The 25,057-nt window shown below is 70.5% G+C and carries 24 protein-coding genes, 1 tRNA gene and 1 riboswitch; of the genes, 11 read left to right on the forward strand and 14 right to left on the reverse strand.

What is annotated here, in order from left to right:
• Positions 1 to 35: 35 nt before the first annotated feature.
• Positions 36 to 2,018 carry an N-acetylmuramoyl-L-alanine amidase gene (locus tag QSK15_RS01125; protein WP_285792494.1) on the reverse strand — a complete coding sequence of 661 codons (1,983 nt, stop codon included), beginning with the start codon at positions 2,016 to 2,018 and terminating at the stop codon, positions 36 to 38.
• A gap of 235 nt (positions 2,019 to 2,253) precedes the next feature.
• Positions 2,254 to 2,389, forward strand: a riboswitch (cyclic di-AMP (ydaO/yuaA leader).
• A gap of 13 nt (positions 2,390 to 2,402) precedes the next feature.
• Here QSK15_RS01125 and QSK15_RS01130 point away from each other — a divergent pair.
• Entirely contained in the window at positions 2,403 to 3,443 is a 1,041-nt protein-coding gene (locus tag QSK15_RS01130; protein WP_285792495.1) for a C40 family peptidase, read from the forward strand.
• Between the two features lie 58 nt (positions 3,444 to 3,501).
• Here QSK15_RS01130 and dcd read toward each other — a convergent pair whose 3' ends face one another.
• Complete coding sequence (gene dcd / locus QSK15_RS01135) at positions 3,502 to 4,080, reverse strand: dCTP deaminase (RefSeq protein WP_285792496.1); 579 nt, start codon at positions 4,078 to 4,080, stop codon at positions 3,502 to 3,504.
• A 96-nt stretch (positions 4,081 to 4,176) separates the two neighbouring features.
• Here dcd and QSK15_RS01140 point away from each other — a divergent pair, with 96 nt between their 5' ends.
• The 4 genes from QSK15_RS01140 to QSK15_RS01155 all read left to right on the forward strand — a co-directional run bounded on the left by QSK15_RS01140 (position 4,177) and on the right by QSK15_RS01155 (position 6,755).
• Positions 4,177 to 4,734, forward strand: coding sequence for a pyridoxamine 5'-phosphate oxidase family protein (locus QSK15_RS01140; protein WP_030332010.1), 558 nt, complete (start codon positions 4,177 to 4,179; stop codon positions 4,732 to 4,734).
• Between the two features lie 186 nt (positions 4,735 to 4,920).
• A tRNA-Gly gene (locus QSK15_RS01145) sits at positions 4,921 to 4,994 on the forward strand.
• 164 nt (positions 4,995 to 5,158) lie between these two features.
• On the forward strand, positions 5,159 to 5,692 hold the full coding sequence (locus QSK15_RS01150; protein WP_285792497.1) for a SigE family RNA polymerase sigma factor: 534 nt from the start codon (positions 5,159 to 5,161) through the stop codon (positions 5,690 to 5,692).
• Positions 5,682 to 6,755, forward strand: coding sequence for a hypothetical protein (locus tag QSK15_RS01155; protein WP_285792498.1), 1,074 nt, complete (start codon positions 5,682 to 5,684; stop codon positions 6,753 to 6,755). Before QSK15_RS01150 ends, QSK15_RS01155 begins: the two co-directional genes overlap by 11 nt.
• Positions 6,756 to 6,800: 45 nt before the next feature.
• Here QSK15_RS01155 and QSK15_RS01160 read toward each other — a convergent pair whose 3' ends face one another.
• Positions 6,801 to 7,355: a 2'-5' RNA ligase family protein gene (locus QSK15_RS01160; protein ID WP_285792499.1), complete on the reverse strand. Its 555-nt coding sequence runs from the start codon at positions 7,353 to 7,355 to the stop codon at positions 6,801 to 6,803.
• A gap of 13 nt (positions 7,356 to 7,368) precedes the next feature.
• Positions 7,369 to 8,307 carry an LD-carboxypeptidase gene (locus QSK15_RS01165; protein ID WP_285794291.1) on the reverse strand — a complete coding sequence of 313 codons (939 nt, stop codon included), beginning with the start codon at positions 8,305 to 8,307 and terminating at the stop codon, positions 7,369 to 7,371.
• Positions 8,308 to 8,579: 272 nt separating this feature from the next.
• Here QSK15_RS01165 and QSK15_RS01170 point away from each other — a divergent pair, with 272 nt between their 5' ends.
• On the forward strand, positions 8,580 to 11,717 hold the full coding sequence (locus tag QSK15_RS01170; RefSeq protein WP_285794292.1) for an ATP-binding protein: 3,138 nt from the start codon (positions 8,580 to 8,582) through the stop codon (positions 11,715 to 11,717).
• Here QSK15_RS01170 and QSK15_RS01175 read toward each other — a convergent pair.
• The 4 genes from QSK15_RS01175 to QSK15_RS01190 form a co-directional block, all read right to left on the reverse strand.
• Positions 11,701 to 12,450, reverse strand: a complete 750-nt coding sequence (locus QSK15_RS01175) for an ABC transporter permease (RefSeq protein WP_285792500.1) — start codon at positions 12,448 to 12,450, stop codon at positions 11,701 to 11,703. The two genes, QSK15_RS01170 and QSK15_RS01175, sit on opposite strands and share 17 nt — an antisense overlap.
• Positions 12,447 to 13,391 carry an ATP-binding cassette domain-containing protein gene (locus QSK15_RS01180; RefSeq protein ID WP_285792501.1) on the reverse strand — a complete coding sequence of 315 codons (945 nt, stop codon included), beginning with the start codon at positions 13,389 to 13,391 and terminating at the stop codon, positions 12,447 to 12,449. Before QSK15_RS01180 ends, QSK15_RS01175 begins: the two co-directional genes overlap by 4 nt.
• Before the next feature lie 98 nt (positions 13,392 to 13,489).
• Positions 13,490 to 14,872, reverse strand: a complete 1,383-nt coding sequence (locus QSK15_RS01185; RefSeq protein WP_285792502.1) for a WD40 repeat domain-containing protein — start codon at positions 14,870 to 14,872, stop codon at positions 13,490 to 13,492.
• Positions 14,869 to 15,372, reverse strand: a complete 504-nt coding sequence (locus tag QSK15_RS01190; RefSeq protein ID WP_285792503.1) for a SigE family RNA polymerase sigma factor — start codon at positions 15,370 to 15,372, stop codon at positions 14,869 to 14,871. The genes QSK15_RS01185 and QSK15_RS01190 overlap by 4 nt, the downstream gene beginning before the upstream one ends.
• A 176-nt stretch (positions 15,373 to 15,548) precedes the next feature.
• Between QSK15_RS01190 and QSK15_RS01195 the strand changes: the two genes are divergently transcribed.
• Positions 15,549 to 15,890, forward strand: a complete 342-nt coding sequence (locus tag QSK15_RS01195) for a VOC family protein (protein ID WP_285792504.1) — start codon at positions 15,549 to 15,551, stop codon at positions 15,888 to 15,890.
• Positions 15,891 to 15,915: 25 nt separating this feature from the next.
• Here the strand turns inward: QSK15_RS01195 and QSK15_RS01200 are convergent, their stop codons facing one another.
• From QSK15_RS01200 to QSK15_RS01210, 3 genes are all read right to left on the reverse strand, one after another.
• Positions 15,916 to 16,560, reverse strand: coding sequence for a dihydrofolate reductase family protein (locus QSK15_RS01200; RefSeq protein ID WP_285792505.1), 645 nt, complete (start codon positions 16,558 to 16,560; stop codon positions 15,916 to 15,918).
• Between the two features lie 30 nt (positions 16,561 to 16,590).
• Positions 16,591 to 17,295 carry a dihydrofolate reductase family protein gene (locus QSK15_RS01205; RefSeq protein ID WP_285792506.1) on the reverse strand — a complete coding sequence of 235 codons (705 nt, stop codon included), beginning with the start codon at positions 17,293 to 17,295 and terminating at the stop codon, positions 16,591 to 16,593.
• Between the two features lie 75 nt (positions 17,296 to 17,370).
• Positions 17,371 to 17,790: a hypothetical protein gene (locus QSK15_RS01210; RefSeq protein ID WP_285792507.1), complete on the reverse strand. Its 420-nt coding sequence runs from the start codon at positions 17,788 to 17,790 to the stop codon at positions 17,371 to 17,373.
• A gap of 144 nt (positions 17,791 to 17,934) precedes the next feature.
• Here QSK15_RS01210 and QSK15_RS01215 point away from each other — a divergent pair, with 144 nt between their 5' ends.
• A complete protein-coding gene (locus tag QSK15_RS01215; protein WP_285792508.1) occupies positions 17,935 to 18,816 on the forward strand; it encodes an LLM class flavin-dependent oxidoreductase in 882 nt (293 codons plus the stop codon).
• 28 nt (positions 18,817 to 18,844) lie between these two features.
• On the opposite strand, the gene QSK15_RS01220 is transcribed toward QSK15_RS01215, so the two are convergent.
• The 3 genes from QSK15_RS01220 to QSK15_RS01230 are packed head-to-tail and all read right to left on the reverse strand — an operon-like array spanning position 18,845 to position 20,965.
• Positions 18,845 to 19,276 carry an ASCH domain-containing protein gene (locus tag QSK15_RS01220; protein ID WP_285792509.1) on the reverse strand — a complete coding sequence of 144 codons (432 nt, stop codon included), beginning with the start codon at positions 19,274 to 19,276 and terminating at the stop codon, positions 18,845 to 18,847.
• A gap of 57 nt (positions 19,277 to 19,333) precedes the next feature.
• Entirely contained in the window at positions 19,334 to 20,380 is a 1,047-nt protein-coding gene (locus QSK15_RS01225) for a questin oxidase family protein (RefSeq protein WP_285792510.1), read from the reverse strand.
• Positions 20,381 to 20,413: 33 nt separating this feature from the next.
• Positions 20,414 to 20,965, reverse strand: a complete 552-nt coding sequence (locus tag QSK15_RS01230) for a phosphoribosyltransferase family protein (protein WP_285792511.1) — start codon at positions 20,963 to 20,965, stop codon at positions 20,414 to 20,416.
• A 187-nt stretch (positions 20,966 to 21,152) separates the two neighbouring features.
• Here QSK15_RS01230 and QSK15_RS01235 point away from each other — a divergent pair, with 187 nt between their 5' ends.
• The 3 genes from QSK15_RS01235 to QSK15_RS01245 all read left to right on the forward strand — a co-directional run bounded on the left by QSK15_RS01235 (position 21,153) and on the right by QSK15_RS01245 (position 25,006).
• Complete coding sequence (locus QSK15_RS01235; protein WP_285792512.1) at positions 21,153 to 21,791, forward strand: septal ring lytic transglycosylase RlpA family protein; 639 nt, start codon at positions 21,153 to 21,155, stop codon at positions 21,789 to 21,791.
• 104 nt (positions 21,792 to 21,895) lie between these two features.
• On the forward strand, positions 21,896 to 23,020 hold the full coding sequence (locus QSK15_RS01240) for a PP2C family protein-serine/threonine phosphatase (protein ID WP_285794293.1): 1,125 nt from the start codon (positions 21,896 to 21,898) through the stop codon (positions 23,018 to 23,020).
• 129 nt (positions 23,021 to 23,149) lie between these two features.
• A complete protein-coding gene (locus QSK15_RS01245; RefSeq protein ID WP_285792513.1) occupies positions 23,150 to 25,006 on the forward strand; it encodes an acyl-CoA dehydrogenase in 1,857 nt (618 codons plus the stop codon).
• The last annotated feature ends 51 nt before the right edge of the window (positions 25,007 to 25,057 follow it).

A 25,057-nucleotide genomic window follows, 5' to 3' on the forward strand; every position in this document is an offset into this window, starting at 1 on the left:
GGCCCCCGGTCACCGACCGGGGGCCGTCGTGGTTGTCAGCGGGGCGCGCCCACCGGGGACGGCAACAGCTGCACGTCGGCGAGGTCGACGTACATGATCCGGTGGCCGAACTGGATCTGCGCGTAGCGGTTCTTGCCGCGGATCACCGTCCAGTCACCGGGCGAGGAGCCGTCGAACGTGCTGGCCCGGTAGTACTCGCCGGCCAGCACCGCGCCGACGGCGTACCGCTGTCCGGCGGCCAGGGTGTACTGCAACGGCGAGATCGTCTGGTAGGGCACCCCCTCCGGGTACGCCGCCTGCTCCGGGTACGCCCGTCCGTACACCGGGATGGTGGCCCGTCCGGGTTTCGGGGTGGCCACGACGCCGACGGTCCAGCTGGCGGTCGGCGCGGACGGCGGGTTGTGGAACCAGGCCCGCTGCCCGAGGTACCAGATCGCCGTCCAGTCACCCTGCCTGCCGGCCAGCGCGTACGTCTGCCCGGCGGATGCCCGCGCCCCGTGGTCGGACACGGCCATCGTGTTCGGGGTGCCGTCCGGGCGGAGCGCGACGTCGTTGACCAGCGGCGCGTCCGCGGACGGTGCGCTCCGGAGCACCACCGCCGAGGAGCCACGCGGTACGCACGGCACGCCGGCGGTGACGCAACCGGTGAACGCCGGCTGGTTGGTGGCGTAGTCGGGGTCGATGCGGACCAGACCGGTGGCCGGGGTGCCGGTGTCCAGTCGGGGTGCGTGCAGCAGGTCGAAGTAGTGCGTCCAGTCCCAGTACGGTCCCGGATCCCAGTGCATTCCCCGCACGGTGGAGGCGACGGTGCCGGGCACGTTGTCGTGGCCGATGATGTGTTGCCGGTCCAGCGGGATGCCCAGCCGCAGCGCCAGGTGCCGGACCAGCTTCGCCGAGGTCCGGTACATCGCCTCGGTGTACCAGGTCCCCTGCGCCGCGAAGCCCTCGTGTTCCAGCCCGATCGACTTCGCGTTGACGTACCAGTTGCCGGCGTGCCACCCGACGTCCTTGGTCTTCACATGCTGGGCGATGTGCCCGTCCACCGAGCGCAGCGAGTAGTGCCAGCTGACGTAGGTCGGATCCTGGACGAGTTGCAGGGTCGTCGCCCAACTCGCCTCGGTGTCGTGGATGACGATGTATTCGATCTTCTGTCGGGCGGGCCGGTCGGAGAGGTCGTGGTTGCCGTAGTCCCCGTCGCCGAACGCCTCGTAGGGTGCCGGGATCCACTCGCAGGAGATGGTGCGGGGGCACTCCACCCCGTCTGGGCGGGCCAGCTGGCGCAGGCCCAGCCGGTCCAGCCAGGAACGCTCGGGCCGCACCGCGCGGGCCGGCAGGGTGATCCGCTGGCCGTCGTCGGTCACCCGGGACTGGCCCGCACCGATGGTGGTGAAGACCTCGTCGGCGAAGGCCGCGGCGGCGTCGGCGCTGTCCGCGCCCGAGTAGCGGGCCACCGCGCCGTACCAGGCGGCCGGGTCGGTGTCGGCACCGACCGGCGCGTCCAGCTCCCGTTGGTACGCGCTCAGCAGCGCCGCCCCACCCCGGATGTTGAGGCCCGCGTCGGTGCGCAGTGCCTCGGGGGCGACTCCGGTCAGCGTGGCGGCGGCGTCCACGGTCTGCAACGCTGCGGTGGACGGCGCGGGGGCCTCGACCGGTCGGGGCGCGGGCACCCGGGCGGGCCGGGAGTCGTCGCCGCGCGGGTCCTCGGCACCGGTGTCGTGGTGACCGCGCCCGGGTAGGGCGGCCACGTGCCGGGCGTCGGTCAGGTGCATCGGGCCGTAGCCGCCACTGGTGCTCGGTGTGCCGGCGTTGGTGTCCCAGCGGGACTCCAGGTAGGAGACGCCGAGCAGCACGACTGTCGGCACCCCGTACTCGGTGGCCGCGGCGGCGTACTGCTGCTGACGGTCGGTGGTGGGCGCGGCGGCGGCCGGGCCGGCGGAGAGTGGCACCGTGGTCGCGGCGGCGACCACGGCGGCGGCGAGCAGTGCCCGCCAGCCGGTCGACAGGGTTGGATGGTGCATCGAACCCCCTAGATTCTCGCGGAGTGAGGTGAGGTCACCATCGCGCCGTCCGGGAGGTCAGGTCAATACCTTTCCATCTATCGAAGCCTGGGGAAAGAATTCTTCACGCACGGTCGGTGACCTCGTCCAATCGGTACGGAGTGTCACGGCCGTGCGGGTTGCGGATCGGTAACAAGCGTCTCTACTCTGGTCATTCGTCGGGCCGACAGCAGCTCCGCCCAGCCCGGGCGGTAACGGACCGACACCGCCGAGTCGTTTCCGAGCGAACCGGGGACCCAGGTCCCTCGGGGTGAATCCGCAGCCACTGCGGTAGGGCGCCGACTTCCCGCCCGAACCCGTCAGCTAACCCGGTAGGCGGTCAGGAAGAAGGAGTACGGAACCCCGGTGGCACTCCATGCCCCGCGGCCGTCGTCCGAGCGGTCGGCATCAGCCGGCCCGGCGTCGATCGTGCCGCGCCCACGCTGGTCCCGCTTCACCACCGCACTCGCCGCCCTGGCCGGCATCGCCGTCGTGCTGACCGGCAGTGCCACGGCGGCGCACGCCGACCCGTCGGTCGCCGAGATCGAGCGCCAGATCGACGCCGACTGGAACAAGCTCGAACCGATCATCGAACGGCACAACGCCACCCGCATCGACCTCGCCGCGAAGCGCAAGCAGGCCGACGCGCTGGCCGCCCGGATCGCCCCGCTGGAGCGCCAGGTCGACGCCGCGATGGACAAGGTCGGCGCCCTGGCCGCGCGCGCCTACAAGGGTGAGAACGTCTTGACCGTCAACGCGGTGCTGGGCAGCCGGTCGCCCAGCGAGGTGGTCGGCCAGCTCGAGATGCTCGACCGCTTCGCGCACAACCAGCAGAAGGACGTACGCGAGGTCGCCGACCTGCGCGACCAGCTGGCCGCGCAGAAGGCGCCGCTGGACGAGATGGTGGCCCAGCTGACCCGCACCGAAGCTCAGCTGGCGGCGAAGAAGAAGCAGATCAACGAAGAGATCGACCGCCTGCAGAAGCTGCGCCTCAAGGTGTACGGCAACGGCGGCGGTGGCCCACTGCGCCCCGCGCCCTGCCCGGGCAGCTACCCCGGCGGCGCCGCAGGCACCGCCGTCAAGTTCGCCTGTGCCCAGATCGGCAAGCCCTACGTCTGGGGTGCGGAGGGTCCGAACTCGTACGACTGCTCCGGGCTGATGCTGGCCGCCTGGGCGAAGGCCGGCGTGTCGCTGCCGCACAACGCCGCCGCGCAGAGCCGCGTCACGAAGAACGTCAGCAGGGGCGACCTGCGCCCCGGCGACCTGGTTTTCTACTACAGCGACATCCACCACGTCGGTATGTACGTCGGCGGCGGCTGGGTGGTGCACGCCTCGCAGGCCGGTCAGCCGGTCAAGATGAAGAAGGTCGACGACGGCCCGATCCACAGCTACGGCCGCCCGGGCTGACCCCGGATGACGACAGGGCCCGCCGCGATCCGTCGCGGCGGGCCCTCGTCGTCGTGGTTCAGCGGGTGGGCCAGGTGCGCCAGTGCTGCCAGGCGCGGCTGGGCGTCGGCCCCCGCTGGCCCTGGTAGCGCGAGCCGTAGACCGCCGAGCCGTACGGGTGCTCGGCCGGCGAGGAGAGCCGGAAGATGCAGAGCTGCCCGATCTTCATGCCGGGCCACAGGGTGATCGGCAGGTTCGCCACGTTCGAGAGTTCCAGCGTCACGTGACCGGAGAAGCCCGGGTCGATGAAGCCGGCGGTGGAGTGCGTGAGCAGCCCGAGCCGGCCCAGCGAGCTCTTGCCCTCCAGTCGGCCGGCGAGCTGGTCACCCAGCGAGATGACCTCCAGCGTCGAGGCGAGCACGAACTCCCCGGGGTGCAGCACGAACGGCTCGCCGTCGGGGACCTCGACCGCCGAGGTCAGGTCGTCCTGCTGCATGGCGGGATCGATGTGGGTGTAGAGGTGGTTGTTGAAGACCCGGAACAGCCGGTCGAGTCGGACGTCGATGCTGGACGGTTGGACCAGGGTGGGCTCGAACGGCTCCAGGCCCAGCGTGCCGGCCTTGATCTCGGAGACCAGGTCACGGTCGGAGAGCAGCATCGGACCACCATAGCGTCTTGTATGCCGGGCGAATTCGGTGCCGGTGACCAGCGCGTCGAGGTCGCTGCTCGTACATTTGTTCGATAGAATGCCCACATGGCTTCCTGGTCCGAATTCGCCGCCGACGAGCCCCGACTCGCCGACGGGATCCGCGTTCTCCTCCAGCAGTACGGGCCGGGCTTCGGCTATCTGGCCACGGTCCGTGCCGACGGCGGGCCCCGCGTCCATCCGGTCTCCCCGGTCATCACCGCCGAGGGGCTGTTCTGCTTCATCATCGATTCGCCCAAGCGTCGTGACCTCGAACGGGACGGCCGCTACGCGCTGCACTCGTTCCCGGCGGAGGAGAGCGACGACGAGGCGTACGTGGCGGGGCGGGCCCGTCCGGTGACCGATCCGGTCCGGGTGGCGCAGCTGGCGCAGAGCGCCCGCGCCGAGCCGCAGGTCGACTGGCGGCTCTTCGAGTTCACCATCGACGTGGCGATGCTCACCCGCCGTGAGCAGCACATCGCGGGCGTTCCCGGCCTCGCGCCGGGTCGGCCGGCCGTGCGGGTCTGGCTCGACCCAAACGCCCCGTCGGCGGTGGCCACCCCACTGGCCGTCCCGCCGACGCGCCCGACCCGCCTCAGCCGTGACGTCCAGTGCACGGCCGCCTGACAAAGGCCGGAAGATCGACTCGGCTTCCGTGAAGCGGCGGTGTCCCGGCGCTTCGGACGCCCCGACTCTCAGGAAATCGAGTCGATCAACCCGGGCTGATCCGGGTCGTGCGGTATGCGGACACCTGCGGCCGGCGGGGGTACCTGGGTGCACGGGCTCGACGACTCGGGTACAGTGGTGCCGCTTGCGGGTGTAGTTCAATGGCAGAACATCAGCTTCCCAAGCTGACAGTGCGGGTTCGATTCCCGTCACCCGCTCCAGCGCGAAGGCCCTGGCCAGGACGACAGTCCCGGTCAGGGCCTTCGATGTTGTTGCGACCAGCAACGCCAGCAACCCGGCGCCGCTCAAGACCGCGAAGAACCCGGCCCTTCCCGCGTTAACCTCGCCGGCCTCCCAGAGCGTTCAGGTGGTGGGAGGTACACACATGCAACGACCTCGGGACGTGGTGCCACCGGAGGGCTTCGCCGAGTTCGTCGCGGGGCGCTCAAATGCACTGCTGCGTTCGGCCTGGCTGCTCACCGGTGATGCCGGGCGGGCCGAGGACCTGTTGCAGACGGTCCTGGCGGACGTCTGGCGGCGCTGGGCCACGATCAACAGTGCCGGGCATCCCGAGGCGTACCTGCGCCGGGCGTTGTTCACCACCTACGTCTCCTGGTGGCGGCGGCGCTGGCGCAGTGAGGTTCCGAGCCAGCCACCGGACGAGCCCTCACGGGGCGACATGGCCGTCGAGTCCGCCGACCGGGACGCGGTACGGCGCGCGTTGGCCCGCCTCAGCCGGCAGCAGCGGGCGATCGTGGTGCTCCGCTACGTCGAGGACCTGACGGTGCAGCGGACAGCGGAAGTGCTCGGCTGCTCGCACAACACGGTGAAGGTGCAGGCCTTCCGTGCCCTACGGATTCTGCGTACCGATCCGAATCTTGAGCTGTTCGCCGCCTGGGGGTCGAGAAGTGACGCGTGAAGATGAGGACATCAGGCTCCTGTTGACCAATGCCGTTCCGCCACTGACGCCGCCACCAGATCGGGTTGTCCAGGTGGCCCGGCGGGTCCGCCGGCACCGGCAGCGGCTGATCGGAAGCACCGCGCTCGCCGTGGCCGTGGCCGTTGGGCTGGGCGTTGGAGGGGCGCAGATATTCAACCGCGTCCCTTCACCCCACACGGCTGCCGATCGGGGGCGGTGGACTTCGTGCCTGGAGGCCGCACCGGAGATGGTCGCGCGCGGCTTCCGTGTCCCGACCAGTGAAGCAGCCGCCCTGCCCCGTCTCGGCGATGACTTCATCCCCACCGCGGTCGTCGTCTGCGGGGTGGAGCGTCCTCCTGTCCGGTCCGAATGGCTTTTGACGGAGCGGCGTAGCGATGACGCCACCGCCCTCGCCGCTCTCGTCGCCGCCCTCCGCCGGCCCGACGCGCCGGATAATCCCGGCTTTGCCTGCAGAGCGGTCCTGCAGGAGGCACCCTGGCTCGCGCTCGTTGACGCGGACGGCCGGTGGATGCGGCCCGGCATACCACTCGATTCCTGCCACGACATTCTGCCGGACGATTTCGGGGCAGCGCTCGATGCTCTGCCGCTGACCACCGTGGCGACCCGTCCGGTCGCCGAGAGCGATTCGGCCAGAGCGGGTTGCAGCCAGCGCGAGGTCGACATGACATCCTTGGTGGCCGACCGTGAAGCCCGTGCCCTGCCAGAGCCGTTCCCCGCTGGGCAGCAGGTCCGCCTCTGCGTCTACTACGTGCCGAAGAGTAGGCCGGGGAACGGCGAGCCACTCGGCGAGTTCGCGCACGGAACGGTGCTGCCGGAGGACCGACGAGCGGCGATCGAGGGTGCGCTGCGGGGGTCTCGACCGGCGAACCCGTGCAGCACCCGTGCGAGTCGGTTCGCTGTGCTGATCCCACTGACCACCAACGAGCCCCGCACCTACGTCGAACTCGACGGCTGCCGCCGAATCACCGTGCGAGTCGCTCCCGACCAACGGACCATCGGACAGGGCGACGCCGCGTTGATCGAGCTGATCGACAAGCCGTGACCTGTCGGGCGAGGCATCCGGGGATGTCCGGGCCGCGCCTCGACGTCAGGCCGAGACCGCCTGGAGACCCGTATCAGGGGCGCCCAACGGGAACTCGCAGACGGTGCGCCACGGGCTGACGTCCGGTGTGCCGGCGATCAGCCGGACCCCGCCGACGGCCGCGTTGATCGGCAGGTACGCGGCGACGGTTTCCGCCGCGTGGTTCAGCACGGGCTTGTCGGCGTCGTGACCGATGGTCAGGTGTGGCACCACGTCGCTGTGCGCCCCGGCGTACGGGGGTGTCTCAGGAAACCGTCGCCACACTGCCCCGGTGAGGTCGCGGAAGGGCCGATCTGGCTGCGGAGCAAGCCAGAGGACCGCATCACCGAACCAGTCGACGTGCGTCAGTGCGACATCGAAACGTGGCACCCCGGCGATGGTGTCCCGCAGCGCGGCCAAGGCCTGCTCGGTGATCCGCTGCGGAGGCAGGAACGGGTAGAGCACTGTCACGTGCGCCGGCACGCCCCACGAGGCGGCCCGGTCGAGTGATGCCCGGAACCTGCCCACCGCCTCCTCGGCCTCGGGTATCGGCACGATGAGCGCCGTCTGTGTCGGCTCCATACCCTGCGGCTTCCTATCGGTAGTCGGCGAAGATTCGGCGTTCCACGCCATCGACGGTGACCGGGCCCCCGTGGGGAAGGATCCACTGTGGTCTGGTGTGGCCGAACGGGACGCCGACGCAGATGACCGCCTCGGGGTTGTAGCGGGTCACCACGTCGACGACGGTGTCGCGCTGCTGTTCGCGTAGCCGTGCCCGATCGTCGGCCGCAGGTCGACGGTTGTGGTCGGAGACCGGCGGACGGGCGACCACTACCGCGTCGACGGCGTTGAGGAGACCGCGTTCACCGAGCGATCGGACTATCCAGCCGACCTCGCGGGCGGGAAGGAGTTCCTCCGACGTCTCGATGAGCAGTACCCCGCCCTGTAGGGCCTCGGGGGGAAACGGGAAGCGTCCCGCCGTCAGGATCCACTGGATGACCTCCAGGCAGCCACCCCAGGTGCGGCCGGTGACCGCCCGCGACGGCCCGTACCAGCTCCACGGCTGCGTCGGTTCGCGCTCGCCGAAGGACTTCAACGCCTGCGGGTCTGCCCAGTCGATGCCGATGTCCTCGGACTCACCCGGATCGGTGATCTCCAGCCGTTCCCCGGTGAGTAGGGCCGCACGCAGCGACCGGGCGTGGACGTCGTCGACGGCGGGCCCGGGGCCGAGATGCACCTGGGACGACCCGCCGTAGAAGCTGGCGATGCCGAGACCCCAGAGCCAGTGGTGCAGGTTGGTGTTGTCGCTGGTGCCCAGGAACGGCTTCGGGTCGGCTCGGGCCAGGTCGGCGTCCAGGTGGGGGATGACGGTGATCTGGTCGTCGCCTCCGATGACGGCGAGAATGCCGCGTACCTGGGGGTCTGCGAAGGCGGCGTTCATGTCTGCCGCCCGCGCTGCCGCGCTCGCGCCCACCTGGCGGGTGGTGGGGTATTCGACCGGTACGAGGCCGGTCAGGTCGGCGAGCCGTCGCATTGCCTGTTCGTGGATCGCCGGATAGGCGCCGGCCGCGGCGAACGACGGCGAGAGGACCGCGAGGTGGTCTCCGGGGCGGGCTTTTCGAGGACGAACGAGCTCATGCGCCATGTCGAGATCCAACAGGTGCGCCAGCCGGCGCGCATCTCAATTCGGAACGGGTTCCAGGAGAACCACGAGGATCTCCCGTGGTCGACCTCCGCCCGACAGCCGCCAGCGGAGCGGGAGTCGGCAACACGGATGCTTCTCATGTCCATGGCAAGATCTGCCAGGTGCAGGTCGGGATGCTTGGTCCATTCGAAGTGCGCAGGGACGACGGCACCTTCATGGACGTGCCGGGCGCGCGGCTGCGCGGGCTGTTGACCGCCCTCGCACTCAACCCGGGCCACGTGGTCCCGAAAGGGACCCTCGTCGACTGGATCTGGGGCGAACACCCACCCTCCGACGCGGCGAACGCCCTGCACCGCCTGGTTTCCCGGCTCCGGAAGGCGCTGCCGGAGGGGTCGATCGAGGGACAGACGGACGGCTACCGGTTGATGGTCGAACCCGACGCCGTCGACGCCGTACGGTTCGAACGCCTCGTCGGCCAGGCTCGCGATGACGAGGGCCCGCAGCGGGTACGGCGGTTGCGCGAGGCCCTCGACCTGTGGCGCGGTGCGGCGATGCAGGACGTCGGCCTGGCCGACAGCCCGTCGCTCGACGCGGCGGTCACCCGACTCGACAGGCTGCGTCTGACCGCCCTGGAGGACCGCTTCGACGTGGAGATCAGCCTCGGCCACGGTCCGGAGTTGGTGGCGGAGCTGACTGACCTGGTGGCCGAGCACCCGGTGCGGGAACGGCTGGCTCTCGGGTTGATGCGGGCCCTCGCCGCGAGCGGCCGCGACAACGAGGCGCTGCTTGTGTATCAGCGCACGAGCGAGGCCCTGGCCGACGCGCTGGGCGTCGACCCCTCGCCGGAACTGTCGGCGTTGCACGTCGCCCTCCTGCGGGGCGAGGTACGACGGCGCGAGGAGAACCGGCAGACCAACCTTCGTGCCGAACTGAGCAGCTTCATCGGCAAGGACGAGGCAGTTGCCCAGGTCGGCGCGCTCGTCGCCGAACACCGACTCACGACCCTGATCGGGCCGGGTGGCTCCGGGAAGACCCGGTTGGCCACGGAAACCGCGCGCAGAATGCTCGACGACCTGCCGGACGGCGCCTGGCTCGTCGAGTTCGCCGCCATCGGCGCGGACGGTGACGTGGTGCAGGCGACCCTCGCGGGGCTCGGACTCCGGGACGCTCTGCTCGGCGAGCCACCGAGCATGGAGTTGGTCGACCGGCTCGTCGCCGCGATCCGCGAGCGGGAGGCGTTGCTGATCCTGGACAACTGCGAGCACGTGATCGAGTCGGCGGCGGTGCTCGCTGACCGGCTGCTCGGCGAGTGTCGGCGACTGCGGATCCTCGCGACGAGCAGGGAACCGCTCGGCATCACTGGGGAGGCGCTCTGGCCGGTCGCGCCACTGGCACTGCCGGACGCCGACGCCGACCCGGGCGAGATCGAAACCTCACCGGCTGTCCGACTGCTACGGGACCGAGCGGGCGCGGTGCGGAGGGACCTGGCGGTCGACGCCTCCACGCTGTCGACGATGGCGCGGATCTGTCGAGCGCTGGACGGGATGCCACTGGCGATTGAACTGGCCGCCGCCAGGTTGCGCACCATGTCCATCGACCAGCTCGCCAGGCGGCTCGACGATCGGTTCCGCCTGCTGACCGGCGGCAGCCGTACCGCGCTGCCCCGGCACCGGACGCTGCGCGCGGTGGTCGACTGGAGTTGGGAGCTGCTGACCGACGTCGAACGGACGGTCCTGAGCCGGCTCTCGGTGTTCTCGGGTGGGGTGAGCCTGGAAGCGGCCGAGCGGGTCTGCGCCGGCGAGGAGGTCGAGCCGGAGGACGTACTCGAGGTGGTCACCGCACTGGCCGAGAAGTCGCTGTTGGTCGCCGAGGGCGGCGAAGCCCCGCGCTACCGGATGCTCGGCACGATCAAGGAGTACGCCGCGCACCGCCTCGCCGAGGCGGGGGAATCGGACTCGGCGCGGCATGCGCACCTGGCGTACTTCACCGAACTCACCGAGACCGCGGAGCCGCAGCTTCGCCGCGCGGACCAGGTGAGATGGCTCGCCACTCTCGAAGGCGAGCACGACAACATTGGTTCCGCGATGCGCGGTGCCCTCGCTGCCGGCGAAGCGCACGCGGCCATGCGGCTGGCCGCGGGTGCCGGCTGGTACTGGTGGCTCGGTGGCCACCGGACCGAAGGCATGGAGTTGATCACGGCGGCTACCGCGATGCCTGGTGAGGTCAGCGACGAGATCCGGGCCACGGTGTACGCGCTCGTCGTGCTCTTCATCAACTCGGGGCCGGGCGACGAGCACCAGGCGGCGGAGTGGATCCACAAGGCGTACGAGTTCAGCCAGCGCAGCAACGGCAGCCACCCGGGGATGGCGCTCGTCGTCCCGCTGGAACGCATGTTGCGAGCCCCGGACGCGATCCTGCCCGCATGGGAACCGCTGCTGGACGACGAGGATCCCTGGGTACGCGCACTGGCCCGGTTACAACTCGGCAAGATGCGGATCATTCTCGGCCAGGACGGTCGGGAGGTGGACGCGCATCTCGTGGCGGCGCTCGCCGAGTTCCGGGCACTCGGTGAACGGTTCGGGATCTCATTCGCCCTGACCGAGCTGGCGGAGTTGATCGCCGTGCGCGGTGAGTTCGCCGGTGCGTGCGAGCTCTACGAAGAGGCGGCCGCGGTCGTCACCGAGGTCGGCACCGTCGAGGACATCATCCGGATGCGGTCCCGGCAGGCTCAGCTGTACTGGTTGCTTGGCGATGAGAAGTCCAGCGCGGCTGCCATGGCCGAGGCGCGGCGATGCGCAGCGCGGGTCACCTGGCCTGGTGCGTTGGCCGTGCTGGCTCTGTCGCAGGCGGAACTCGCGCGCTGGAGTGGCGATGCCGAAGAGGTGGTTCGCCAGGTCGGTGTCGCGACGACCCTGTTGCGCGACGAGGCGAAGCAGGCACACATCCGCGTGGTGACACACGACCTGCTCGGTTATGTAGCTGACGATCTCGGTGAGGCGCGCAGACACCACTCCTCGGCCTGCGAGGCGGCAACCGAGACAGGGCACGCACCCTCGATCGCGCGGGTACTCGTCGGCGTCGCGGACCTGGCGCTGCGCCACGACCAGTACGAGCACGCCGCCCGGCTGCTCGCCGCGAGCAGCGGCGTGCGCGGACGGCAGGATCATTCCCAGCCGGACGTGGCCCGAATCGAGCAGGAAGTACGGCGCCGCCTCGGCGAAGTGAGCTTCGCAGAGGCGGCGCGAGAGGGCAGTCGGACGGACTGGAACCGGTTGGTCGCTGTCACGCTCGCTTCGTGAACGTGGAGCGTGCCCACAGGTAGCCGACGAGGGCGATGCCAACGCACCAGGCGAGGGCGGGGATCACGTCACCGCTGGACGGCGTCCCGTTGAGGAACCCGCGCAGAGTTTCGATGATTGGCGTGAAGGGCTGGTATTCCGCGAACTCCCGCAGCCCGGGCCCCATCTTGTCCGCCGGTACGATCGCGCTGCTGAAGAACGGCAGCATGACCAGCGGTACGGATGCCAGACCCGCCGTTTCCGGGGACTTCGCCGAAAGCCCCAGCGCGACCGTGAGCCAGCCGGCGGCGAAGCTGAGCAGCGCGATGGTGCCGATTGCGCCGAGCCAGCCAAGGAGGCTTGCGGACGGGCTGAATCCGAGCAGGAAGGCCACTCCGACGAGGGCCGCGATGGCGACCAGGTTGGTCAGCACGCTGGCGACGACGTGACCGGTCAGCACCGCACCGCGGGAGACGTGCATGACTTTGAACCGGTTGATGATGCCCTTCGTCATGTCGGAGTTCACAGCCGTTGCGGTGGCGCCCAGCCCGTAGCAGACCGCCAACAACATCAGTCCGGGAGTCGCGTAGTCGATGTAGTCGACACCGACGCTGAAGGCGTCGCCGAACATGTAGACGAACATCAACATGATCACGATCGGCATCAGGACCGCGTTGAACACCGAGGTCGGGTTACGGGTGATGTGCTTGAAGTTGCGACGCAGCATGACGATCGAGTGGGACTTGGTGCTCATTTCGCGGAGACCTCCTGGGTGCGGCTGCCCGTCAGGGCGAGGAAAACGTCGTCGAGATCCGGCGTCTGCACGGAGAACCCTTCGGCTCTGATCGCGTACTCGTCGAGCCGGTCCAGCAGGGCCCGCAGCGAGGCCGTGTCGCCATCGCTGGGAACCCGCAGTGCCAGTGCCTCGTCGTCACGGGCGGCGTCGGTGAGCACCCGGGCGGCCGCATCGAGTTCGGCGACGGTGGTGAAACGGAGCCGGACGCGGGTGCCGGGTATCTGGCGTTTGAGCTCGTCGGGCGTGCCCTGGGCGACCAGACGCCCCTGGTCGAGTACGGCGATCCGGTCGGCGAGCTGATCGGCTTCCTCGAGATACTGAGTGGTGAGGAAGATCGTCACGCCGTCGGCCACCAGGTCACGGATGATCGACCACATCGTGCGGCGGCTACGTGGATCCAGGCCCGTCGTCGGTTCGTCGAGGAAGATGATCCGCGGGTCGCCGACGAGCGTCATCGCCAGATCCAGCTTGCGGCGCATACCACCGGAATAGGTCGACACCGGCTTCTGTGCCGACTCCACCAGATCGAACCGCTCCAGCAGTTCCGTGACCACCCGCCTGCCGTCCTTGCCGGGAACCTGGCTGAGATCCACCATCAGCTGGAGGTTCTCCCGTCCGGTCAGCAGCTCGTCCACAGCCGCGAACTGACCGGTGACACCGATCGCCGCGCGCACCGCCTTGGCCTGGGTGGCGGCGTCGTGCCCCGCGATGCGTACCGTCCCACCGTCGGCCTTCACCAACGTGGTCAGCACGTTAACCGTCGTCGTCTTGCCCGCCCCGTTCGGACCGAGCAGGGAGAAGATCGTGCCCGCACGGACATCCAGATCGATGCCATCGAGCACGACCTTGTCCTTGTAGGCCTTCCGCAGCCCGGAGACTGCAATCGCTGAACTCGTCATGCACCTACCATCGGCGGCTGGGCTGTCACCCCCCTGCCATGGCCCTGACACGGCCACTGACACCGGGTCCAACCCCGTCAGGCCCCCGTTCGGCAGTGTCAGCGCGCCCGCTTGACGCGCCTGTCGTCGAGCCAGAGCGCCAGCCTGTCGCGACTGCGGTAGACCGCGATGCCGGCGATCACGAGGGTGATCAGAATCCCCCAGCCCCAGAATCGGCCACCGACCCCGCCGGGCGGGTTCGCGTCGCGGGTCCGACCAGCGCTGATCACGTTGTCGGCGACGTCGACGGCGAGGATCTGCTCCGGGGCGGTCATCAGGGTTCGTGGCGCGCTGGCGTCGGGCGTCAACGCCAACACCCGTACGCTGCGCACGTTGGGGTAGGCGGTGCGTTGGTCCAGCTCCAGCGGCTGGTCGAACCGGTCCGGGCTGAGGGGTTCGGGCTGGTAGGCGACCACCAGCGCGGACCCGTCCGGGCCCCAGCCGAGCAGCCGGATGGCGGTCACGCCGGTGACGCCGGGCACTGGCAGCGGTGTGGTGTCCCGGCCGGTGGCGCTGTCCACCCGGCGCAGGCTCCAGTCGGTGCTGCCGGCCTTCCGGCTGATCAGCGTCAACGCCCCGTCCGTCGTCCACGCCCCCTTGCCGGCCAGCCAGCTCTCGGCGGGCAGTTCGAAGGTGGACACCGTCCGGCCGTCCGGGTCTGCGACCGTCACGGTCCGACCGATCTGGTACGCGAGCCGTCCACCTCCGGGGGCGAAGGCCACTGACGAGCCGAAGATCGGCTGTTGAGCGGCGTCAGCCAGTTGGGTCCAGCGTTCGCCGTCGAGCGTGACAATGCTCAGCACCCGCCGGTAGCCGCTGCGCGTCGGGTCGGTCGGCACGGTGTCGTCGACCACCAGTTGCCTGCCGTCCGGGGACCAGGCCCTGGGGCTTGTCCCCACGCTGTTGGTGACCTTGCTGTGCAGTCGCCGGGTACGACCGGTGACGAGGTCGATGAGGTCGACCCGGCCGTCCTCGGAGAGGCCGGCGGGCCGGGCCACGTACCGGCCGTCCGGCGAGAGGATCACCTGCTCGCCGACGGGTGCCTCGTAACCCATCGAGAAGATCCGGTAGCGGTCGGAGTCGGCGCTGACCACACCGACGATGCCGTCCTCGTCCCAGCCCTGGAGACGTCGCGCCTGCCCGCTGAAGAGGACCGACGCGGGCCCGAGTCGGGGTCGGTCGGTGGCGTGCAGCGCTCCGAGCGGGGGCAGCGCGACCCGGTCGGGTAGTGCGGCGTCCGCCCCGGCCGCCGGATCCACGGCAGGGGTACGCGTCAGCGGGAGCACCGCCCCGGTCAGCGTGGCGAGCACGAGCACCACGACAGCGGCGACGACGGCCCGGCGGCGGGAGCGGCGGGCGGTGGCGAGCGCTCGTTCGTAGACCGGGTAGGCGGGGACGTCGGCCGCGGCGGCGTGCAGAGTCTCGCGGAGTCGGACGGTCACTGATGGCTCCTCTGCACCGTCGGGTCGACCAGGTCGAGGGCGGTCGCGCGCAACCGGCGGATGGCGTCGTGGCCGTGCCGCTTGACGGTGCCGACCGAGCAGCCGAGCACCGCGGCGGCCTGGGCTTCGGTCAGGTCCTCGTAGAACCGCAGCACGATCACGGCGCGCTGGCGAGGGGTGAGCCCGCGCAGCGCGTGCAGCAGACTCAGCCGCAGGGCTGTCGTCTCGGAGTGGTCGTCGCCGGGCCGGTCGGTGGGCTGTGCCTCCAGGCGTTCGGTCAGCCGGCGCCGCCGCCACCAGGAGACCTGCTGGTGGTACATCACCCGCCGCACGTACGCCTCGGGGTCGCCGTCGCGGATCCGCCGCCAGTGCCGGTACGTCCGGGCCAGGGCGCTCTGCAACAGGTCCTCGGCGAGTTGGTGGTCGCCGGTGAGCAGGTAGGCCGTCCGGGACAGCGCCGGCGTGCGGTGCACCACGAACTCGTGGAACGTCTCGGTCATCCCCACCCCCTCGCCAGGTAGAACGCCACCTGTCCCGGGAATGGTTGAGGCCGGGCGGGTGTGGCCGGCAGATGATGACACCCTGCCGGGATCGACGGTGGTGGTTCCGGCTGGACCACGGCAGCGGCTAGGGTCCGGCGTGGAGGTGGTCCGTGTTCACCGAAGCCTTTCCGATCGTGACGACACCTGACCTGCCACGACTGATCGCGTTCTACCGGGACGTGGTCGGTTTCGAGCTGACCTACCGGTTCCCGGACGTGGGCGTCCCGGAGTTCGTCGCGCTGCGACTGGGCAGCAGCGAGCTCGGCCTGGCCGCCAACCCGGAGGCTGGCGAGCCGGCCGAGTCGCACCGCTGGGAGTTGTGCGTCTACGCCGACGACTGTGACGCGGCAGTGGGTGCGCTGCGCACCGGTGGAGCGACGGTCACCGAGGAGCCGGTCGACCAGCCCTGGGGCGAGCGCTCCGCCCGGGTCACCGATCCCGACGGTAACCGGTTGCTGGTGCTGGCCCGGCTGTAGCCGACAGCGCCGGCCAGGAGCGCGGTCATCGTTTCCAGAACAGGAGGTGTGTGACTCCGCTGGCGCTGGGCACCGACTCGAGGTGGAAGCGGTCGAGCAGTTCGTCGGGGCTGTCCCACAACCGTTCGCCCCGGTGCAGGTCGACGGGTGCGACGGCGATGTGCATCGTGTCGACCAGGTCGGCCTCGAGGAACTCGCGGATCGTCGCCACCCCGCCACCGAGGCGGACGTCTCGACCGGCGGCTGCCTGCTTCGCCCGGGCCAGCGCTTCGGTCGGGCTGGCGTTGAGGAAATGGAACGTTGTGTCGGCCAGTGTGAACGACGGGCGTTCGTGATGGGTGAGCACGAAGACCGGTGTGTGGAACGGCGGGTTGTCCCCCCACCATCCCGTCCACTCGTGGTCCTTCCAGGGGCCTCGTTGCGGACCGAACTTGTTGCGACCCATGATCTCCGCGCCGATGTTGCACTCGGCGTCGCGGGTCAGGTAGTCGTCCAGGCCGCGACTGCCGCCCGGCTCGGTGCGGTACACGAAGCTGGCGGTGGCGGCACGCCAGGAGAACAGCGGGGTGGGGTCCGCGTGACCGAAGGGGCGTTCCAGACTCTGCCCCTCTCCGGTGCCGAACCCGTCTCGCGAAACGTTGAAGCACTGCACTCGCAACAGCTGTGACATGGTGTCTCCTCCTTTCCGGTCGGCAGTGGTTCAGTTCGCGGTTGCGGTCGGGCCCCCGCCGCGACCCCGGTCGTCGAGCACGAGCGGGGCGCGACCGCGCACCGCGTACCGGATGTGGGTCACCTGCGGGGTGGCCAGGACGCGGGTGGGCGTCAGTTCGATCCCCTCCCGGTCGCCCAGGTCGAGGTCCGCGTCGAAGACCCGCAGGCCGGTGCCGAGCACCACCGGCACGACGTGCAGCTCCAACTCGTCGAGCAGGCCGGCCTTGAGCACCTGACGCACCAGACTGCCGCCACCGGCCACCGCGACGTCCTTGCCACCGGCCACGGCGCGTGCCTGCTCGACGGCGCTGGCCACGCCGTCGGTGACGTAGGTGAAGCTGGTGCCGCCTCCCTTGACAAGCCGTTGGCGGGGGCGGTGGGTGACGACGAAGACCGGTGCACGGAACGGCGGCTCGTCACCCCAGGGGATCTCACCCCCGTCGGCCATCCGGCGGCCCATCACGTACGCGCCGGCCGCGCCGAAGGACTCGGCGATCACCTCGGAGTTGGTGTCCTGCTCCCCGCCGGTGAAACCCTGCCGTTCCCGCCAGGCCGCCGCGTCGGTCGCCCACCGGGTGACCCGGAAGAACTTCGCGCTCTCCGTCGAGCCCAGCCAGTCGCCGTTTCCGTCGAACTGTGGGCCGGCGTAGAAGCCGTCCACCGACACCGACAGTTGTGCGGTCACCTTCGTCATCGCGCCTGGTCCTCTCCTCGGTCGACACCCGTCCGGGTGCCGCTCGCCGAGAGGTCGGAGCCGAACGCGATGCCCCTACGGGGATCCAGTGTGACGCGTGTCACTCGTGGGCTTGGTCAGGAGCCACGTTCCGGCGCGTTCCGGGTCGCGTGACCAGCGCATCCGGGGCTTCTCCTCCGGTCGGGGCCGCCAGTCCCGGTAGGGCGCGAGGGTCACCCGCCAGGCGATCACCGCGAAGACGTAGATGCCGGGGCCGACCAGCCAGAGCAGGGCGTCACGGCGGCGGTAGGAGGCGTACGGCGCGAGCCACGCGGTCGCCGCCATCGGCACCGCGACAGCGCTGAGGTCGGCCAGTGGCCCGCTGCCGAACCGGAACTCGACCAGCTCGCGGAGGACGACGGACGGGGCCACCACCCCGACCACCAACGCCACCGTGCGGATCGCGCGCTTCCGGCGATCCGGGGATACGCGGGCAGCGGCTGCTTCGGTGGACATGCCCGGAGGGTACGGGCTGGCAGCAGCGGTGGACCTAGGACTTCCGGTCGCCGATCGCCGACTCGATCTGCTGCGCCAGTTGGTCCACCCCCGAACGAGGGCGAGAACCCGGGCCCGGTGGTGTCCCCGGCTAGGGTGGCGACCATGCGGATTGGCATCGTGATCCTGCCGGACCAGCGGTGGGCGGAGTCGCAGCGTCGTTGGCGGCAGGTCGACGAGTGGGGTTTCGACCACGCCTGGACGTACGACCACCTGGGTTGGCGTGACCTGGTCGACGGCCCGTGGTTCGACTCGATGTCCACGTTGACGGCCGCCGCCACGGTGACCTCGCGGATTCGGCTGGGCACCCTCGTGGCGTCGCCGAACTTCCGGCACCCGGCCGCGTTCGCCCGGCAGATCACCACAGTGGACGACGTCTCCGGCGGTCGGCTGCTGCTCGGCCTGGGCGCGGGGGGCATCGGCTTCGACTCGGCGGTGCTGGGTGGTGAGACGTTGCCACCGCGGCAGCGGGTCGACCGGTTCACCGAGTTCACCGAGCTGTTGGATCTGATCCTGCGGGAGGACGGCACCACCTGGCGTGGCGACTGGTTCGCCGCCGTGGACGCCCGCAACAATCCCGGCTGTGTGCAGCGGCCCCGGGTGCCGTTCGTGGTGGCCGCAAACGGGCCACGGTCGATGCGGTTGGTGGCCCGGTTCGGGCAGGGTTGGGTGACCACCGGCACCGGTGACGACAACGACCTGGCGGGTTGGTGGGCCAGCGTGTCGGCGCTGTCCGCGCGGATGGACCGGACCCTGGCCGAGGCCGGCCGCGATCCGGCGAGCCTGGACCGCTACCTCTCGCTGGACGCGGCGCCGGTCTTCTCGCTCAGCAGTGCCCAGTTCTTCGCCGATCAGGTCGGCCGGGCCGCCGAGCTGGGCTTCACCGACGTGGTGACGCACTGGCCACGGGCCAGCAGCTGGTACGCCGGTGACGAGGCCATCCTGGTGGACGTCGCGACGCGGCTGCTACCCCAGCTGCGAGGCTGAGGCCAGCGCCGGGCTGGGAGTCGCCGGGTCAGGTGCCGAGGTCGCCGCTGGCCACCCCGCCCTCGCCGCCGGAGACCAGTCGGAAGCGGAGGCAGACGATCGGGGTGTCGTCGTCGACCGGCGTGCCGAGCCGCGCCCAGTAGGCCGAATGCCCGCCCCGCCACTCCTCGATCGAGCGGTCACCCTCGCCCTCGGCGTGGGCGAAGTCCCAGGGCACGTCGGCGAAACGGACCACCTCGACTCCGGTGATCTCCACGACGCCGGCCAGGGCGTCGTTGTCGTCGACCAACGCCAGGCGTTCGCCGACGTGCTCCAACTCCTCGCCCTCGTCCGTGTACTCGGCGAGCCGTCCGGCCGTGGCGGTCTTCACGCCGGCCAGTACCAGGGTGTTGAGGGTCTCCCGCAGCTCGCCGGGGGTGCCGAGAGCGAGGGCGCGCAGTTCACCGATCCGAGGCCACATCCTGCCGAGGCTAGGCCAGCACGGGCCGGGACGCTGCCGCAATACCCGTCGCCCCACTCAGATCAACTGGCCGGCGTAGCCGGGTGCGGTGAGGAGCCGGTCGTCGCCACTGGCCGCGTACGCGTCGAGGATCGCGTCGGCCAGCTTGACCACGTGCTCGTCGCCGTGCCGGGCCGCGCGGGCGAAGACCTCCGCCGGTGTCGCCGGGGCCACCGTCGGTGGCGCGATGCCGTCGGCCGGGGCGTACACCGAGGTCATGGCCGCCGTCGCGGCCCAGGCCGCGGTGAGGCTCGGCGCCCACAGGGCCCGGTCCAGAGCCGGCAGGGTACGCAGCACAGCGGTCGGCGCGGTCACCGCGTGCACCAGCATGACCGGGTTGGTGTGCCCGAAGCGCAGGTAGTCCAGGCCGGCCCGGTGCACCAGCGTGGTGAGCCCGCGCTGCGCCTCGGCCGGGCTCCGCGCCGGTCCCAGCGCCGCGAGCGCCGGCTCCCACCGGGGTACGCCCGGCAGCCGGCCCAGTCGATCCCGGATGCCCCCGGTCTGGTCGTCGATCCGGGGCACACCGGCCAGCGCGGCCGCCACGTCGATGTCGCCGGGGCCGGGCCGCTCCGGCTCGCCGGCGAGCAGTTGGTCGGTGCCCGGGATCGGCTGCCAGCGGGCCGCCCAGTAGCCGAGGGCCTGGCCCAACTCGGCGAGCCGTAGTGGGTTCTCGTCGGCCGAGTCGAGCGCGCGTACGGCGTGCCCGACCCGGATCACCCCGTGCGTGGCACCGGCGGCGATGCCCGGCAGCAGCCGGGGCCACCAGGTGCCGAGCACCGCACGCCACGGGTGTTCGCGCAGTTGGCTGTCGAAGTAGGTCAACCAGTCGCCTGCACGCTTCGGGTCACCCAGCGCTGACCGCCAGTCGTCGATCGGGCGCAGCCCCCGGGGCAGTTCGTCGAGTCGGCCGAGGTAGTCGTCGAGCCAGCGGTGCACCCGTTGCTGGTGCCCGTGCCGGACCAACGCCTCGACGGCCATCGGCCCGTGGTTGGACAACCAGCCCTCGAACTCGGGGCCGGTGCGGTGCAGTCGCTCGTACGCCTCGTCGAGAACTCCGTCACTCATCAGTCGATCGTCGATGCTGAACCTCGCTTGAGGTCAAGCGGGCAGATCCGCGGCGGCGATCAGGCCGGTGATCCGGAGGTCGGCCGCGACGTCGGGCGGGCAGTCCACCGCCACCACGGCGGTGCCCAGCACCTCGGCACCCCGTGCGGCGCAGATGTCGTAGAGGGCGCGTAGCTGCGCGCCGGTGCGCACCCAGTCGTCCACCACCAGCACCCGGTCGTCGGGGCCGAGGTGTCGGTCCCGTACGGCGAGGTCGACGCGTCGGCCCCGGTAGTCCGGTGGGCTCTGCGACCAGGTGAGCGGTCCGGCCGGCAGCCGTCCGTCACCGGGTTTGTGGGCGGCCACGAAGCCGACCCCGAGGGCGGTGGCGGCCAACGGCCCGAGCAGCAACCCGGTGACGGCCGGCGCGAGCACCACAGTGGGCCGGGCGGCCCGGTAGGGCGCCACCAGGGCCGGTCCCAGTTCGGCCAGCACCGTCGGGTCCCGCCACCAACCGGAGATGTCGCTGACGAGGTGGCTGGTGCCCGGGCCGGGGTCGATCCACCGGAACAGGGCGGCCAGGCGTTCGGTCAGCTCGGTGGGCATCCGCTCATCCTGCGGTACGGACGGTGGGTCTCGCCGCACCCGGGCCGCCCGGCCCACCCCGGGTCGGATGATCGGCTACACGTACCTGTGCAAATGCGGTCATAACACCATGATCACGTTGACTTCGGAAGTGCTTCTCTCGTTACGGTCCGACCCGGTTTGTTCAGACGACGAAAGGACCGGGCCGGTGGCAGGCAGGCACTCCCGTACCCGCATCTTCTCCTCCCCGGCGGGCATCGTGGCCACCGCGGCGGTCGGCGTCGCCCTCGCGGTCGGGGGCACTGTCGGTGCCGTGCAGCTGACCTCCGGCTCCGACCAGTCGGGGCAGGTTGCTCTCGACCTCACCCCGACCACCGCCGCGAGCAGCCTCACCCCCAGCTCCCCGAGCGTCTCCCCGAGCGCCAGCGCCTCACCCAGCGCGACCGCCAGCCCGTCGGCGACCCGGTCGCAGCAGGCCGCCTCCCGGAGCAAGGAGCGCACCGCGTCGCCGAAGCCGAAGCCGAAGCCGACCGCGAAGAAGACCACGGCCGCGGCGAAGGTGCTGGAGAGCGGTTCGTGCGGTGCCTCGTTCTACTCCGACGGGCAGCTCACCGCCAACGGTGAGTCGTTCAACCCCGACGCGCTGACCGCCGCGCACAAGACGCTGCCGTTCAACACCAAGGTCCGGGTGACCAACCCGGCCAACGGCAAGTCGGTGACGGTGCGGATCAACGACCGTGGCCCGTTCATCGACGGCCGCTGCCTGGATCTCTCCCGGGCCGCCTTCGCCACCATCGCCTCGGTCGACGTGGGCGCGCTCACCGTCCGCTACGAGGTTCTCGGCTGAGCGGGGCGGACGACGCCGATTCGGCCAGCCGACTGGGCCGGCCGGACAGAACCTGCTCGGACGACGGGTCAGGTTCATTCACCGGTTCACGTGGATCAGGCAAACTGTCATTCGTACCCACGCGACTCCTCCAGTCGGGCCGCCGCCCGCTGAGCCCCGGATCCCGCGCCGGCCTCGGCGCGGCCCTCGTTCTGCTCGCGATCGTGTCGGCGGTGGAGGTGGCGGACGGCCGGAAGGTGCACTACGTCGCGCTCCTGGCCGCCGCGCCGGTGCTTGCCGCAGCCCTGGCGTCCTGGCTGGTGGTCCTGGGGGTGGGCGTCGCGGCGACGCTGATCGGCGTCGGCTTCGCGCTGGTCGCGCCGAAGGTTTCGTTGATCACCTCGGTCAACGTTGTCGCGGTCGCGCTCGTCACCGCGTTGGCCGTGGCGGTGGCCTGGGTTCGCCAGCGGCAGGCCGAGCGGATCGTCGAGCTGACCAAACTCGCCTCGGTGGCCCAGCAGGCGGTGTTGCGCCCGCTCGGGCCGCAGGTCGGCACGCTCTCGGTCGCGGGGCGTTACATCTCCTCCACCGCGACGGCCGAGATCGGCGGTGACCTGTACGAGGCGATCGACACCCCCTACGGCGTACGCATGATCATCGGTGACGTGCGGGGCAAGGGCCTGGACGCGGTCCGGCTGGCCAGCATCGTCCTCGGTTCCTACCGGCACGTGGCGTACGAGCGGGCCGACCTGCGGGCCGTCGTGGCCGACCTGGACCGGGCGGTGGCCCGCAACGTCGGGGACGAGGACTTCGTCACGGCGGCACTGGTCGAGGAACGGGGCGGCACCCTGACGATCGTCAACTGCGGGCATCCGCCGCCGCTGCTGCTGCGTCGGGGGGCGGTGATCCCGCTGGAACCGCCGGCCCCGGCGCCTCCGCTCGGGTTCATGCCGGTGGTCCGCCCCCGGGTCGAACGCCTGGAGCCCGGGGACCGGCTGCTGTTGTTCACCGACGGTCTCGGCGAGGCGCGGCGGGACGGCGAGTTCTTTCCCACCGCCGACCGGGCCTGGCGGCTGCTCGGCCATGGCACTGTCGCCGACGGGCTGGCGTCGCTGGAGACCGCCCTGGTCGAGTGGGTCCACGGCCGGCTCGACGACGACATCGCGCTGGTCCTCATGGAGTACGTGGGTGCTCGTACCAGCGCGGCCGTGGCCGTCCCGAGCTGGGAGGTCGGCGCCGCCGAGAGCTGAGGCGACCGGGCGGCACCGTAGGTGTGTAATCGCCGTCACTTGGGTGATCCGCTTGTCGCTGCCTACCCGCGAGTAATACAGTCTGGGTTACTGATCGGTAACACCTGTCCGGAAGCGGGGCCAGCGAGCATGACCCACTACAAGAGCAACCTGCGGGATCTCGAGTTCAACCTGTTCGAGGTCTTCGGGGCGGACCGGGCGTTCGGCCAGGAGCCGTACTCGGAACTCGACGCCGACACGGCCCGCACCTTCCTCGCCGAGCTGGACCGCCTCGCCCGCGAGGATCTGGCCGCCAGCTACACGGACAGTGACCGCAACCCGCCGGTCTTCGACCCGGCCACGCACACCGCGCCGCTGCCGGAGTCGTTCAAGAAGTCGTACCAGGCGTTCATGGATTCCGAGTTCTGGCGCCTGGACCTGCCGCCGCACCTGGGTGGCACCACCGCGCCGCGCGCCCTCTGGTGGGCCCTCGCCGAGCTGGTGCTCGGCTCGAACGCCCCCATCTGGATGTACGCCTCGGGTCCGTCCTTCGCGCACGTGCTGGAGGTCGAGGGCACCGAGCAGCAGAAGCGGTGGGCCAAGCTCTTCATCGACAAGCAGTGGGGCTCCACCATGGTGCTCACCGAGCCGGACGCCGGCTCGGACGTCGGTGCCGGCCGCGCCCGCGCCATCCAGCAGCCGGACGGCTCGTGGCACATCGAGGGCGTGAAGCGCTTCATCACCTCCGGTGAGCACGACCTCACCGACAACATCGTGCACTACGTGCTGGCCCGCCCGGTGGGCGTGGAGGGGGTCGGTGGCCCCGGCACCAAGGGCCTGTCGCTCTTCGTGGTGCCGAAGTTCCACTTCGACGAGACCACCGGCGAGCTGGGCGAGCGCAACGGCGTCTACGCCACCAACGTCGAGCACAAGATGGGCCTGAAGGTCTCCAACACCTGCGAGCTGACCTTCGGCGAGCACGGCGTACCGGCCAAGGGCTGGCTGCTGGGCGACAAGCACGACGGCATCCGGCAGATGTTCATGATCATCGAGTACGCCCGGATGCTGGTCGGCACCAAGGCCATCGCCACCCTCTCCACCGGCTACCTCAACGCCCTGGAGTACGCGAAGAACCGGGTGCAGGGCGCCGACCTGATCCAGCAGGCGGACAAGACCGCGCCCCGGGTCACCATCACCCACCACCCGGACGTGCGCCGCTCGCTGTTGATGCAGAAGTCGTACGCCGAGGGTCTGCGCGCCCTGGTCCTCTACACCGCCACCTGGCAGGACAAGGTCGCGATCGCCGAGGCGGCCGGTGACGAGAAGGCCACCAAGCTGGCCAAGCGGGTCAACGACCTGCTGCTGCCGCTGGTCAAGGGCGTGGGTTCGGAGCGCGCGTACGAGTTGCTCGGGCACGAGGCCCTGCAGACCTTCGGCGGCTCCGGCTTCCTCCAGGACTACCCGCTGGAGCAGTACGTCCGGGACGCCAAGATTGACACTCTGTACGAGGGCACCACCGCCATCCAGAGCCTGGACCTGATCTTCCGCAAGATCGTGCGGGACAACGGCAAGGCGCTGATGGCGGTGGCCGGCGAGATCCAGGAGTTCATCTCCTCCGAGGCGGGTAACGGTCAGCTCAAGGACGAGCGGCAGGCGCTCGGCAAGGCGCTCGCCGAGGTGCAGAACATCCTCGGTGTGATGACGGGCTGGCTGGGCGAGGCGCAGGGCGGCGACACCCGCGCCCTCTACAAGGTCGGGCTGAGCAGCCGGCGGTTCCTGCTGGCGATCGGCGACCTGGTGGTCGGTTGGCTGCTGCAGCGGCAGGCCGACGTGGCGCTGAAGGCGCTGGCCGGCGAGGTCTCCGCGAGTGACAAGGCGTTCTACACCGGCAAGGTGGCCGCCGCCCGCTTCTTCGCCCGTGAGGTGCTGCCCCGCATCGGTGCCGACCGGCGGATCATCGAGGGTGCGGACCTCGACATCATGGACCTCCCGGAGGAGGCCTTCTGAGCGTGCCACGGCACGTCTGACGGTTTCGGGTCGCACCACCCGGCACCGCAA

Origin of the sequence: Micromonospora sp. NBRC 107095 (assembly GCF_030269705.1) — a bacterium.
In the GTDB taxonomy this organism is placed as follows: domain Bacteria; phylum Actinomycetota; class Actinomycetes; order Mycobacteriales; family Micromonosporaceae; genus Micromonospora; species Micromonospora parva.